This is a genomic window from Streptomyces sp. NPDC006458, assembly GCF_040612135.1.
Classification (GTDB): Bacteria; Actinomycetota; Actinomycetes; order Streptomycetales; family Streptomycetaceae; genus Streptomyces.
Window position 1 is genome coordinate 122205 of the sequence record NZ_JBEXPR010000011.1, and the last position, 13345, is coordinate 135549.

Genomic DNA, 13345 nt, shown 5'->3' on the forward strand with positions numbered 1-13345 from the left:
GTCCGATTCTGTCGACGTCATGGCCCGCAGAGGCCAGGAGGACGGAGATTGTCACTCGGATGAGTGACTGAACAGCAGGATCCCTCTATGGGGGCACATCAAGAGGCGCGGGGAACTGCGCGACCAGCCGCGGACAACCCGCAGCCGGCGTCAAAGCGCAGTCCCCCGGCACTCAGCCGCGAGGAGGCGCCCCTCAGGGGGCGCGGGGAACTGCGCGAGGAGCGACCGCGAACCCGCGGCCGGACCCCTCACGCAGCCCCCGTCGCACTCACCCTCGAAGAACGGCGCCGGTCCGCTCGCCCGCGAGGGCCACCGCGGCGTCACGGGCGGCCGAGGCCTCGTCCACCGTCAGCGTCCGGTCGACGGCCCGGAACCGCAGGGCATAGGCGAGGGACTTGCGCCCGTCACCCAGCTGCTCGTCGTTCTCGTAGACGTCGAACAGCCGGATGGCCTCCAGCAGTTCACCGGCCCCGTCACGCAGCGCCGCCTCGACCTCCGCGGCCGGCACCGGCTTGTCCACGACGAGCGCGACATCCTGCGTGGCCACGGGGAACGTGGAGATGCTCGGCGCCTGGGGCGTGCCGTCCGAGGCCCGCTCCAGCGCGTCCAGGTCCAGCTCCATCGCACAGGCGCGATCGGGCAGACCGAAGGCCTTCACGACCCGCGGGTGCAGCTCACCGGCGTACCCGACGACCGTCTCCGCGCCGTCGGTGACGACGACGAACTCGGCGCAGCGGCCCGGGTGCCACGGCCCGTAGGCGCCCTTGCGGACGACCAGGTCGGCCCCGGCCTCGCGCGCCACCAGCCGACCGGACTCGACCGCGTCGGCCCAGTCCGCCGGACGGCCCTTGCCCCACCAGCCGGCCTGCTCACGGGCGCCCGCGAGCACCGCGGCGACATGGCGCGGCTGCTCGGGCAGCGCGGCGTCGAGCTCGGCGATCTCCGCGTCGGTGGGACGCCGGTCGACCGGCAGGTGCGTGGCGGCACGCCGCCGCTCGCGCGGCCGGAAGACCAGCCCCGTCTCGAACAGGGCGAGGTCGTGCGAACCGCGGCCGTCGTTGCGGCGCAGCGCGCCGAGCAGACCCGGCAGCAGCGACGTACGGAGCGCGGGCTCCTCGTCGTTGAGCGGGTTGACCAGCTTCACGACGCGGCGGGCCGGGTCGTCGGCCTCCAGCGCGAGCTGGTCGAAGACCTGCTCGCCGATGAAGGGGTAGTTGGGCGCCTCGACGTAGCCGGCCCCGGCCAGGGCCCGGCCGACGCGGCGGTGCAACCGCTGGCGGTGGGTCAGACCGCGGCCGGACGGGGGCTTGGGCAGCGTGGAGGGCAGGTTCTCGTAGCCCTCCAGGCGGATGACCTCCTCCGCGAGGTCGTTGACCTCCTGGAGGTCGGGGCGCCAGGACGGGACGGTGACGATCAGCTCGTCCTGCCCGTAGACATCACAGCCGATCTCCTGCAGGCGGCGGACCACGATCTCGCGGCCGTAGGTGACGCCCGCGACCTTGTCGGGGTGGTCGGCCGGCAGGGTGATGCTGTGCGGCGCGGAGGGCCCGACGACCTCGGTGACACCCGCGTCGGCGGTGCCGCCGGCGAGGAGGACCAGCAGGTCCACGGTCCGCTGGGCGGCGGCCGCGGCGGCGGCCGGGTCCACGCCCCGCTCGAAGCGGCGCGAGGCCTCGGAGGACAGCTTGTGGCGGCGGGCCGTACGGGCGATGGAGACGGCGTCGAAGTGCGCGGCCTCGATCACCACGTCACTGGTGGCGTTCTCCAGGTCGATGGGGGTACCCCCGGTCGAGCCCGTTCGGGACAGGGGGACGTCGGCGATCTCGGTGTTGGCGCCGCCCATGACACCGGCCAGGCCGATGGGACCGCGCTCGTCGACGATGACCAGGTCCTCGGCGTGCAGCCTGCGCTCGACCCCGTCGAGGGTGACGAGCTTCTCGCCCTCCCCGGCACGGCGTACGCCGATGGTGCCCTGGACCAGCTTGCGGTCGTAGGCGTGCAGCGGCTGGCCGAGCTCCATCATCACGTAGTTGGTGACGTCGACGGCGAGGGAGATCGGGCGCATGCCGACCTTCTGCAGCCGGCGCTGGAGCCAGATCGGGGAGCGTGCCTCGGGGGCCAGACCGGAGACGGTCCGGGCGGTGAAGCGGTCGCAGCCGACCGGGTCGGAGACCTGGACGGGGTAGCCGTAGGCGTTGGGCGCGGGCACGTCGAGCAGGGCCGGGTCGCGCAGCGGCAGGCCGTAGGAGATGGCGGCCTCGCGGGCGACACCGCGGATGGACAGGCAGTCGCCGCGGTTGGCGGTGACGGCGATGTCCAGGACCTCGTCGACCAGTTCCAGCAGCTCGACCGCGTCACGGCCGATCTCGGTCTCCGGCGGCAGGATGATGATGCCCTTGGTGCCGTCGTCGCCCATGTTCAGCTCGTCGCTGGAGCAGATCATGCCGCGGGAGATCCGGCCGTACGTCTTGCGCTCGGCGATCTGGAAGTCGCCGGGCAGCACGGCGCCGGGGAGGGCCACGACGACCTTGTCGCCGACCTGGAAGTTGCGGGCGCCGCAGATGATCTCCTGGGGCTCGCCGGTGCCGTTGGCCTGGCCGACGTCGACGGTGCAGAAGCGGATCGGCTTCTTGAAGTCCGTCAGCTCCTCGATGGTCAGCACCTGGCCGACGGCGAGGGGGCCCTTGAGGTCGTGGCCGAGCTGCTCGACCGTCTCGACCTCCAGACCGGCCGAAATGAGCTTGGCCTGGACGTCACGGCCGGTCTCGCTCGCCGGCAGGTCGACGTACTCCCGCAGCCAAGAAAGCGGGATCCGCATCAGATCTCCATCCCGAAGGGCCGGGTGAACCGGACGTCACCCTCGACCATGTCTCGCATGTCATCGACGTTGTGGCGGAACATCAGCATCCGCTCGATGCCGAACCCGAAGGCGAAGCCGCTGTACTTCTCCGGGTCGACTCCGCAGGCGGCCAGCACCTTCGGGTTGACCATGCCGCAGCCGCCGAGCTCGATCCAGCCCTCGCTGGAACAGGTACGACAGGGCCGGTCGGGGTTGCCGACGGACTCGCCGCGGCAGACGTAGCAGACCATGTCCATCTCGGCGGACGGCTCGGTGAAGGGGAAGAAGTTCGGGCGCAGCCGGGTCTTCATGCCCTCGCCGAACAGGGACTGGACCATGTGGTCCAGGGTGCCCTTGAGGTCGGCCATGGTCAGGCCCTCGTCCACGGCGAGCAGTTCGACCTGGTGGAAGACCGGGGTGTGGGTGGCGTCCAGCTCGTCGGTGCGGTACACGCGGCCGGGGCAGATGACGTACACCGGCAGCTCGCGGTCGAGCAGGGAGCGGATCTGCACCGGGGAGGTGTGGGTGCGCAGCACGACGCCGGACTCGGAGCCGCCGTCGGGCGCCTGCACGAAGAAGGTGTCGGCCTCGCCGCGGGCGGGGTGGTCCGGGCCGATGTTGAGGGCGTCGAAGTTGAACCACTCGGCCTCGACCTGGGGGCCCTCGGCGACCTCGTAGCCCATGGCCACGAAGACGTCCTCGATGCGCTCCGACAGCGTGGTCAGCGGGTGGCGGGCGCCGGCCGGTACGCGGTCGTACGGCAGCGTGACGTCCACGTCCTCCTCGACCAGTACGCGCGCGTCACGCTCGGCCTCCAGCTCCACCTGGCGGGCCGCGAGCGCCTTGTTCACCGCGCCGCGGGCCTGACCGACCAGCTTTCCGGCGGCGGCCTTGGCGTGCGGGGGCAGGGCGCCGATCTCGCGGTTGGCGAGGGCCAGCGGGGAGGTGCCGCCGGCGTGGGCGGTCTTGGCCTCCTGGAGCGCGTCGAGGGAGTCCGCGGCGGCGAAGGCGGCGAGCGCCTCGTCCCGCATGCGCTCGATCTCTTCCGGTTTCAACGCCTCGACCTCGACAGGGTCGTACGACTTATTCGGTGCCGACATCTCTTCCCGTGCTTCCGATTGGCTGGCGGATGGTCCCCGTGACCGGCCGGTGAGCTCGGCAGGGCCGTGTGCAGGACACAAAGGTGCCAAAGGCCGAGTCTAACGGGGTGGAGGTACGCGTATGCGCCCGTGGGCCACTAGGCGAGATACGCCGGGGCTGCCACGGGCAGGGTAAATCGGAACTCCGCGCCGCCGACGGGGGCGCGTCCGACCGTGATGGTGCCGCCGTGGGCCTCGACGATGCCCTTGACGATGTAGAGCCCGAGCCCGGTGCCGCCGCGCTTGCTGCCCCGCCAGAAGCGGGTGAAGACGCGGTTCATGGACTCCTCCGGGATGCCGGTGCCCTCGTCGCTCACCGTGACCGACGTGCCGGTGTCCTCCCCCTCACGGGGGGACGGGGCGGGCCTGACCTCGATCGTGACAGTTCCCTCACCGTGCCGCACGGCATTTTCGAGCAGGTTGCCGAGCACCTGGTCGATCTTGTCGGGGTCGGCCCACAGGTCGGGCAGCGGCTGTTCGAGCCGCAGCAGGAACCGGTCGGCGGGCTGTCCCGCGGCCACGTACGCCTGGATGTGCCGGCCGACGGCGGCGCCGATGTCGACGGGCTGCCGGCGCACCTCCAGGCGCCCGGAGTCGATCCGGGAGATGTCGAGCAGCTCGGCGATCAGCCGGGTGACCCGGTCGGCGTCGGCGTCGACGGTCTCCAGCATCAGCCGCTTCTGGTCGTCGGTGAAGCGTGCCCACTTGGCGAGCAGGGTCGCGGTGAACCCCTTGACCGAGGTGAGCGGGGAGCGCAGTTCGTGCGCGACCGTGGCGATCAGTTCGGCGTGGCTGCGCTCGGTGCGCCGGCGGGCCTCGGTGTCCCGCAGACAGACGACGACGCGCTGGACGGGCCCGGTGGGTTCGGTACGCACATAGCGGGCGGTCACCAGCACCTCGCGGCCGCCCGGCAGCAGCAGGTTCCGCTCCGGCTGCCCGACCCGGATGGCGAGCCCGCCGTAGGGGTCGGTGATCTGCCACCACCGCCGCCCCTCCAGGTCCTCCAGCGGCAGCGCCTTGTCCAGCCGTCGCCCGAGCGCGTCCGCGGCGGCGACCGCGGTGATGCGCTCGGCGGCCGCGTTGAAGCAGACGACCCGCCCGTCCCCGTCGGCGACGACGAGCCCGTCGGGCAGGTCGTCGGGGTGAACGCCGAGGCCGGCGGGGTCGGGGTGCCCGGAGCCGGCGGGATCGTGGCGCGTGGGGCCGGCGGTGGAGTCCGCGGGGACCTGGCGCCGGGGGCCGGTGGGCGGCCCGGCGAGGTCGTGGGGCCCGGGGGCGTCGGGGCGTGGCTCGGGCGGGCGGCCTGCCTCGTTCGCCCCCGGTGCGCTGCCCGTGCCGACGGTCATATCCCCGTACCCCACCTCTCAGACGGCATGGAGGTGCCTCCCCGCTCAGCGCAGCCGAGAGCTTGGGGGAGGGCCCCCGGGCAGGTCACCCTACTAGCTCCCGGTGACAGAGCGGCAGCCTCCGGCGGCGCGCTGTGCACGGGCCGAGGCGTACAGGCATACGGCCGCGGCGGTCGCGAGGTTCAGGCTCTCGGCCCGGCCGTGGATGGGCACCCGCACGACGGCGTCGGCGAGGGCACGGGTCTCCTCCGGCAGCCCCCATGCCTCGTTGCCGAACACCCAGGCGGTGGGCCCGCCCATGGTCCCCTTGTCCAGTTCCTCGTCGAGGTCCCGGTCCCCCGCCCCGTCGGCGGCCAGGATCCGCACACCGGCCTCCTGGAGCCCGGCGACGGCCCGCTCCACCGGGACCCCGACGGCCACGGGCAGATGGAACAGGGAGCCCACGGAGGCCCGTACGGCCTTGGGGTTGTACAGGTCGACGGAGGCGTCGGTGAGGACGACCGCCTCGGCGCCGGCGGCGTCGGCGCAGCGCAGCACGGTGCCGGCGTTGCCGGGGTCGCGCACATGCGCCAGTACGGCGACCAGCTTCGGCCGCGCCCGCAGGATCTCCTCGAAGGGCGTGTCCAGGAACCGGCACACGCCGACCAGGCCCTGCGGCGTCACGGTCGTGGAGATGTCCTCGATGACCTGCTCGGAGGCGAGGTGCACCCGGGCTCCCGCGTCCCGCGCCTCCCCCACGATGTCGGCGTACCTCTCGGCGGCCTCCACCGTCGTGAACAGCTCCACGAGGTTGTCCCCGTACGCCGCCGCCTCCCGCACGGCCTGCGGCCCCTCCGCGAGGAACAGCCGGTCCCTGCCCCGGAAGTTCCGCCTGGCCAGCCGCCGGGCGGCGGCCACCCGGGCGGAACGCGGAGAGATCAGCTCGGGGCTGACAGGAGACATGCGGTTCACCTTCATCAACTCGTTCTCGCCGAGTGGCGATCAGCACCTCTTCTCCGCCGCGACGGCGATCAGCCACGACGGCGGGAAGCGGCGGTGCCCGTCACACGGGCACCGCACAAAGCAACGGACCCGTGGGCGAAAACCCACGGGTCCGTCCAGTACGTCGACTCAAGGCCGGCGCGGCGTCACGCGGCCTTCGGCGCGTTGACGTCGCTCGGCAGCGCCTTCTGGGCCACCTCGACCAGCGCGGCGAACGCACCCGCGTCGTTGACGGCGAGCTCCGCGAGGATCTTGCGGTCGACCTCGACGTTGGCGGCCTTCAGACCCTGGATGAAGCGGTTGTAGGTCATGCCGTTGGCGCGGGCAGCGGCGTTGATGCGCTGGATCCACAGCTGACGGAAGTCGCCCTTGCGCTTCTTGCGGTCGTTGTAGTTGTAGACCAGCGAGTGGGTGACCTGCTCCTTGGCCTTGCGGTACAGGCGCGAACGCTGACCGCGGTAGCCGGAGGCCTGCTCCAGGATCGCCCGGCGCTTCTTGTGGGCGTTGACTGCCCGCTTGACGCGTGCCACTTGTTAACTCCTTGTAGCGGGGCCGTGGGTGTCCTCACACGGCCCGAAATCGATTGGGTCCCGGTCCTGACGTACGGCGCTCGATGTCGGCGCCGCTCACGTCACTTGCCGAGAAGCTTCTTGATCTTCGCGGCGTCGCCCGGGGCCATCTCGGCGTTGCCGGTGAGGCGACGCGTCACGCGGGACGACTTGTGCTCGAGCAGGTGGCGCTTGCCGGCGCGCTCACGGAGCACCTTGCCGGAGCCGGTGACCTTGAAGCGCTTGCTGGCACCGCTGTGCGACTTGTTCTTCGGCATAGCGCCGTTATCTCCTCGTCGGTGGCGCTCCTGTGCCCGGTCGTGAAACCGGGCACGGTGGAGCGTCGCTCTTGTTATCGGTTACATCCTCGGGGACTCGCGTCCCTGGGGATCACGCCTCGGCGGAAGCCTCGGCAGGGGCCTCGGCGGCCTCGGGCTCCGCGGCGGTGTCGATGTCCGCGGCGGTGTCGATGTCCGCGGCGTCGTCGATGTCCGCGGCGTTCTGCGAGCGGCCGGGGTTGGCCTTCGCCTCAGCCTTGCGGGCTTCCTGCGCCTGGCGGGCCTCGGCCATCGCCTCGGTCTTCTTCTTGTGCGGACCGAGAACCATGATCATGTTCCGGCCGTCCTGCTTCGGGTTCGACTCGACGAAACCGAGGTCCTGGACGTCCTCCGCGAGACGCTGCAGCAGTCGGTAGCCCAGCTCGGGCCGGGACTGCTCGCGACCACGGAACATGATCGTGATCTTGACCTTGTCGCCCTGCTTGAGGAACCGAACGACGTGACCCTTCTTGGTGTCATAGTCGTGCGGGTCGATCTTCGGCCGGAGCTTCATCTCCTTGATGACCGTGTGCGCCTGGTTCTTGCGCGCCTCACGGGCCTTCATGGCCGACTCGTACTTGAACTTCCCGTAGTCCATGAGCTTGCACACGGGCGGACGGGCGGTCGCCGCCACCTCGACCAGGTCGAGGTCGTACTCCTGCGCAAGCTCCAGTGCCTTCGCGAGCGGCACGATGCCGACCTGCTCGCCACTGGGACCGACAAGTCGCACCTCGGGAACGCGAATCCGGTCGTTGATGCGGGGCTCGGCGCTGATGGATCCTCCTCGGTAGCACCACGCGACGGTCTGGCTTGAGCGCCGCGATATGTGTGTTTTCGTTAGACGTAACCGCGCCGAAGCACAAAAAATGCCCCGGACGATCACAGACGGGGCTCCGAGAACACTACCGGAGCACCGCCGCGATGATCACGGGGCGCACTTTCGGGCGACTCCATCGTCCGTACGGAACGATGGTGGCCGCCTGACCGGGGTGACCCGCCGTCCCTGAGGGCGGTCGGGTGGGAGATCGGAGCCTCCACTTGTGGGCCGGACACGCGAGCGTCCAGCCGGTCGTCACACAAGGTTAGCAGCATCCCGGGGGTGGTGCTAACCGGCGTACACCGGGGCCTATCGTGTGGGACATGAGTGAGACCTCCCCAGAACCGCGCCCCTTCGACGAGCTGACCCGCGACATCGCCGAGGTGCCGGCGGTCGAGGTGATCGTGACCGTCGCCGTCAACCTGATGAGCGCCGCCGCCGTGAAGCTCGGCCTCACCGAGGAAGGCGACAAGTTCAAGGACCTGGACGAGGCCCGCAAGCTGGTCACCGCCCTCGCCGGTCTGCTGGACGCGAGCGCGACCGAGATCAGCTCCTTCCATGCCGCCCCGCTGCGCGACGGCCTGAAGTCCCTCCAGCTCGCCTTCCGTGAGGCGTCGATCGTCCCGGACGAGCCGGGCCAGGGCCCGGGCGAGAAGTACACCGGCCCGGTCTACGGCTAGCGCGCGGGCGGGTGCGGCCACTGCCTCACCCGCGTACGGCTACGGGGCCCAGGCCTCAGCCACGTACGAACAGGGGCTCGCCCGGAGGCGTGGTCCCGGCCGGCAGTACTGCCAGGTCGAGGCCGCGCACCAGGCGGGCCCTCAGCGTCTCGTCGGCGGCGAGCCGCCGGGCGACCGCGCGGGCGGCCTCGGCCGGGGGCGTCGCCGGGGCCAGGACCAGTGCGAGCGTGCCGTCCGCCTGTCCCGGGCCGAGGTGGGCGCTGAGCACGGCGGGCTCGGCCGCGACCGCGGCGCGCACCGCCGCCACCACCGCCGGGTCCGCCAGCGGGTCCGTGGTCGTACGGCCCTCCGCGAGCGCCAGCAGCGCCGGCCCGGTCAGCTCGAACGCCACCGGACCCGACAGGTCCAGCACCACCGTGTCGGCCTTCTCGTGCGCGGCCGCCCGGAGCGCCTGGTGCAGGGGCACGGCCACGGGGCGGGCCTCGGGGTCCCAGCGCGCCAGCGACTCGGTCGAGGTGAAGGCGGGCAGCGCGGTACGGTTCCCGGCCTTCAGGGTCGGCACGGCCATGTCGCTGGTCTTCTCCCGGCGCAGCCCGTTCTCGTCCTCCTCGACCTCGCCGAGCACGGCGACGACGGGGACGAGGAGCCGGGCGCCCTTGAGGGCCTCCAGCACGGGTCCGACGGCGGTGCGGTCCTCGGCCCAGACGGCGAGGGCGGCGGCCAGCCGGGGGTCGGCGGAGCCGTCGTCGTCGCGGAAGCCGGGGTCGGGGATGTTCTTGTTCACCACGTGCCCGACCCTATCGGGGGCGGGTCGCTCACCTTTTTCTCAGGGTTCCCGTACGCGGATCTAACGTCCGTCTAACGGCCCGCACATACACGGCCCCCACGATCTCGGGCATGCAGTCGTCGCCCGGAGTCCGCCCCAGCCGCCGTCCGCTTCTGTGGATCCTGTGGTTCCTTCTGTCCGTCCTCGCCTGTGCCGTCGTGATCGCCGGTGCGGCCGCCGGGGTGGTCCGTGTGCAGGCGCACCCGCGGGCCTTATCGTCACCCACCGGATCCGCGACGGGGTCCGTCGTGGTGGAAGGGGAGGCGTCTGTGGAACCTGTGGTGAGGCCCGTGGTGGACCGTGACGCGCTGCTGGCCGAGGCCGTGGGCGCGCTGTCCGTGCCGGACGGGGTCCGGCTGTCCGTCGCCGTGCTGGACGTGGGGTCCGGGGCCCGCGCGGTCTACGGCGACGACTCCTTCGACACCGCGAGCATCGTCAAGGTCGACATCCTGGCCGCGCTGCTGCTTCAGGCGCAGGACGCGGGGCGGGAGCTCACCTCTGCCGAGAAGGCGTACGCCGTGGCCATGATCGAGCGCAGTGACAACGACTCCGCGTCCGCGCTGTGGGAGTCCGTGGGGAGGGCTTCGGGGCTGGCGGCGGCGAACGCGCGGCTGGGGTTGACCGGCACGGAGGGGGGTGAGGGGATGTTGTGGGGGCTCACGCAGACGACGGCCGCGGATCAGCTGGTGCTGCTTGAGCAGGTGTTCGGGGGTGAGTCGGAGTTGAGTGGGGCTTCTCAGGCCTATGTCCGGGGGCTGATGGGGCGGGTCGTCGAGGGGCAGCGGTGGGGGGTGTCCGCCGTGGCGGACGGGGCGGGGTGGGCGCTCAAGAACGGGTGGCTGCCGCGGTCGGCCACGGGGCGGTGGGATGTCAACAGTGTGGGGAGGGTTGTCGTGTCCGGGCGGGAGTTTCTGGTGGCTGTGCTGTCCGACGGGCATGCGGCGCAGGGGGAGGGTGTTGCGTTGGTGGAGGGTGCGGCTGCGGCCGCGGTGGGGGTGTTCGCCGAGGCGCCGTAGGGGTCTGTCGGGTTGGGGGTGCGGGCCGTCTGTGGCTTGTCGCGCAGTTCCCCGCGCCCCTTTTCTCGGCGTTGCTCTGCGGGCTCCTCGGGGGGCCGCTGCGGGTTCTTCCTCGGCTGTCGCGCAGTTCCCCGCGCCCCTGATGAGGGGTTGGCCTGCGGGCTCCTCGGAGAGCTGCTGCGGGTTCTTCCTCGGCTGTCGCGCAGTTCCCCGCGCCCCTTACTCGGCGTTGGTCTGCGGGCTCCTCGGGGGGCCGCTGCGGGTTCTTCCTCGGTCGCGCAGTTCCCCGCGCCCCTATTCTCGGCGTTGGTCTGCGGGCTCCTCGGAGGCTGCTGTCCCCGCGGCCTTTTCAGGGCGTTTGTCTGCGGCCTCGCCAGAGGACTGCTGCGGCTACCAGGAGAACTGCGCCCGCGCTGCCTGCCAGGGGGCCTGCCCAGGCTGCGGTGGTGGTGGCGGGGTCGGGGGAGTCGGGGCCGTCGCCGAAGTACTTCTTGCCGTATGCCGCCGAGCTGAGGCCTTCGGGCTCGATGCGGGCCGCCTGTTCGATGGCCGCCGCCGGGTCGACGAAGCCGAAGCCCCGCGAGTCGTCGCGGCCGCCCTCCGGGGAGTTGCGGGCCGTGTCCTCCAGGAGCTTCTTGATCTGGGCCGGGGTCAGGCCGGGGTGGGCCGACTTGACCAGGGCGGCCGCGCCGGAGACGAAGGCGGCCGCGGCGCTGGTGCCCCAGCCCTCGTAGTACTTGTGGTCGGGGTCGGCGATGATGACGTCGACCCCGGGGGCGCTGACGGTGGCGTACCAGCGGCGGGTGGAGAAGGAGGCGCGGGTGCCGAACTTGTCGACGGCGGTCGCGGCGATGACTCCCGGGTAGGCGGCCGGGTAGGAGATGTGGTCGCCCTTCTCGCCGCCGTTGCCCGCCGAGGCGACCACGACGGAGCCCTTCCGCAGGGCGTACTGGACCGCCTCGTCCTCGGCGGGTTCGGGGTGGGCGGACTTGGAGTCGTCGCCGAGGGAGAGGTTGATGACGTCGGCGTCGTGGTCGGCGGCCCAGCGGATGCCGTCGGCGAGGGCGTTGCCGCGGGTCTTGCGGGCCTTGCCGCGGGAGGGGTCGCCGTCCTCCAGGATCACGCGCACCGGGAGGATCCTGGCGGCGGGGGCGATGCCCAGGACGCCGTCGCCGCCGTCGGGGCCGTGTCCGTGGCCCGCGATGATGCCGGCCATCGCCGTGCCGTGCCGGGCCCAGGCGCGGTCGCCCTTGCCGGCGCCGAAGCCGACCATGTCCTTGGCGGGCAGCACATTGCCCACGAGGTCGGGGTGGCTCGCGTCCACGCCCGTGTCCAGGACGGCGACGGTGATGCCCTCGCCCTTGGTGGTCCGCCAGGCCTCCTCGGTGTGCATGGCCTCCAGGGCCCACTGCGAGGCGCGTATGACGTCCGCGTGCGCGGCCGTGGACGGCACCAGGGCGAGGGAGGCGGCGAGGAAACCGCCGAGGAGCGCGGCCCTGACGGTCGTACGTGCGGTCATGACGGCTGCTCCGTGGCCCGGGCGACGTCCTTGCGCAGACCGCGCTCGACGCGGTCGGCCAGGCCCTGCGCCTCGTGGCCGAGGCCAGCCTGGGCGGGGGCATCGACCGCTCCGTCGCGGGTGGCGTCGGCGGCGGGCTCCGGGGTGTCGACCGTACGGGCGTCGGCCCAGCCGGAGACGGCGTACACGACGACCGGGGCGTCGGTGAGCACCGAGACGGTCCAGGAGGCGCGCTGGTGGACGCCGAAGCGCGCGGCGACCGTGCCCTCGGCGGCGTAGGGGCGGGGCATCAGGTCGGTGCGCTCGTCGAGGTCCTCGTCGTCGAAGCGGCGGTCCAGGGAGCGCATGGCGGTCGCGTCGGCGTCGGTGAACAGCAGGCCGACGGTGGTGACATGGCTCTGCGTGGCGTCGGTGTACGTGGCGCGCAGCAGTCGCTCGCAGCCCACGGGCGCGAGGGCCTTGCGCAGCAGCGGGTCGAAGGCGTCGGCGCAGCCGGAGTCCGGGGCCACGGCGATCCGGGTCCAGGCGCGGTCGGCTCCGCCGGGCCCCGCGCCGGTGCCCTGGACGGTGGCCGGGAAGAGGCGGTCCACGGGCACGTTGTGCCACAGGTCGCCTGCGGCAGTGAAGGCGCTGCGCTCGCGCTCCTCGGCGGAGTTGCCGACCAGCCAGCTGCCTGCCACGGCGCCGCCGATGAGGCCGAGTCCGAGGACGACACACGCGGCCGCGGCGACGGTGTGCGCCCGGCCCCGGGGGGCGCGCGGGCGGTCGTCGTACATCTCGGGCAGGCCGAAGGTGACGACGGGCCGGGGAGTGGGGGCGCCCCAGGCCGGGGCTGGGTCGGAGGCCGGGGCCGCCGAGGGGGCGCTCCAGGACTGGGCCGGGGCGGGGTCAGGGGCCGAGGGGGCGCTCCAGGACTGGGCCGGGGCGGGGTCGGTGACCGGGGCCGAGGGGGGCTGTGCCGGGATTGGGCGCAGCCGGGTGGTGGTCTCGTCCCGCGTCTCGTGCGGCGCGCCGCCGGGCATCGGCGGGGTGTCCGGGAAGCGGGCCGAGGCGGCGGGGGGCGGCGGGGTGAGACGGGGCGCGGCCGTCGTGTCCGGGCGGGGCCGGGAGTTCAGGCTCGGGAAGCGTGGCGGGCGGCCGGCGAGGCCGTCTCCGTCCTGGTCGCGGGGCCCGGCGGACGGACGGGGCGCCGGCGCGGCACCGGCTCGGGCGGCGGGGGCCGACGGGTCGGCGGCGGGCTCGGCGGAAGTGCGGGCGGGCCGGTCGCGGTCGGGCCGGGCGGTGGGGCGCGGTGGGGGGTCCGTGGGCATCGGGGGT

The 13345-nt window shown here is 72.7% G+C and carries 12 protein-coding genes; 2 read left to right on the plus strand and 10 right to left on the minus strand.

Annotated features, from left to right (window positions below):
• Window positions 1-268 precede the first annotated feature (268 nt).
• The 7 genes from pheT to infC form a co-directional block, all read right to left on the minus strand.
• A complete protein-coding gene (pheT, locus tag ABZZ79_RS17175; RefSeq protein ID WP_356689741.1) occupies window positions 269-2818 on the minus strand; it encodes a phenylalanine--tRNA ligase subunit beta in 2550 nt (849 codons plus the stop codon).
• Window positions 2818-3939 carry a phenylalanine--tRNA ligase subunit alpha gene (pheS, locus tag ABZZ79_RS17180; RefSeq protein ID WP_356689742.1) on the minus strand — a complete coding sequence of 374 codons (1122 nt, stop codon included), beginning with the start codon at window positions 3937-3939 and terminating at the stop codon, window positions 2818-2820. The genes pheT and pheS overlap by 1 nt, the downstream gene beginning before the upstream one ends.
• 137 nt (window positions 3940-4076) lie before the next feature.
• Window positions 4077-5324 (minus strand): ATP-binding protein, encoded by a 1248-nt coding sequence (locus tag ABZZ79_RS17185; protein WP_356689743.1) that lies wholly within the window; start codon window positions 5322-5324, stop codon window positions 4077-4079.
• Window positions 5325-5417: 93 nt separating this feature from the next.
• Window positions 5418-6266: an RNA methyltransferase gene (locus ABZZ79_RS17190; RefSeq protein ID WP_356689744.1), complete on the minus strand. Its 849-nt coding sequence runs from the start codon at window positions 6264-6266 to the stop codon at window positions 5418-5420.
• A 185-nt stretch (window positions 6267-6451) separates the two neighbouring features.
• Complete coding sequence (gene rplT, locus ABZZ79_RS17195; RefSeq protein ID WP_003989074.1) at window positions 6452-6835, minus strand: 50S ribosomal protein L20; 384 nt, start codon at window positions 6833-6835, stop codon at window positions 6452-6454.
• A gap of 101 nt (window positions 6836-6936) precedes the next feature.
• On the minus strand, window positions 6937-7131 hold the full coding sequence (gene rpmI / locus ABZZ79_RS17200; RefSeq protein ID WP_004933563.1) for a 50S ribosomal protein L35: 195 nt from the start codon (window positions 7129-7131) through the stop codon (window positions 6937-6939).
• A 112-nt stretch (window positions 7132-7243) separates the two neighbouring features.
• Window positions 7244-7945, minus strand: coding sequence for a translation initiation factor IF-3 (infC, locus tag ABZZ79_RS17205; protein ID WP_356689846.1), 702 nt, complete (start codon window positions 7943-7945; stop codon window positions 7244-7246).
• A gap of 365 nt (window positions 7946-8310) precedes the next feature.
• Between infC and ABZZ79_RS17210 the strand changes: the two genes are divergently transcribed.
• Window positions 8311-8667, plus strand: a complete 357-nt coding sequence (locus ABZZ79_RS17210) for a DUF1844 domain-containing protein (RefSeq protein WP_356689745.1) — start codon at window positions 8311-8313, stop codon at window positions 8665-8667.
• Window positions 8668-8722: 55 nt separating this feature from the next.
• Here the strand turns inward: ABZZ79_RS17210 and ABZZ79_RS17215 are convergent, their stop codons facing one another.
• Complete coding sequence (locus ABZZ79_RS17215) at window positions 8723-9454, minus strand: SseB family protein (RefSeq protein ID WP_356689746.1); 732 nt, start codon at window positions 9452-9454, stop codon at window positions 8723-8725.
• Window positions 9455-9564: 110 nt separating this feature from the next.
• On the opposite strand from ABZZ79_RS17215, the gene ABZZ79_RS17220 reads away from it, so the two are divergent.
• Window positions 9565-10509 carry a serine hydrolase gene (locus ABZZ79_RS17220; protein WP_356689747.1) on the plus strand — a complete coding sequence of 315 codons (945 nt, stop codon included), beginning with the start codon at window positions 9565-9567 and terminating at the stop codon, window positions 10507-10509.
• A 349-nt stretch (window positions 10510-10858) separates the two neighbouring features.
• Here the strand turns inward: ABZZ79_RS17220 and mycP are convergent, their stop codons facing one another.
• Both mycP and ABZZ79_RS17230 read right to left on the minus strand, forming a co-directional pair.
• A complete protein-coding gene (gene mycP, locus ABZZ79_RS17225) occupies window positions 10859-12028 on the minus strand; it encodes a type VII secretion-associated serine protease mycosin (protein ID WP_356689748.1) in 1170 nt (389 codons plus the stop codon).
• Window positions 12025-13338: a hypothetical protein gene (locus ABZZ79_RS17230; protein WP_356689749.1), complete on the minus strand. Its 1314-nt coding sequence runs from the start codon at window positions 13336-13338 to the stop codon at window positions 12025-12027. Before ABZZ79_RS17230 ends, mycP begins: the two co-directional genes overlap by 4 nt.
• Window positions 13339-13345: the final 7 nt, after the last annotated feature.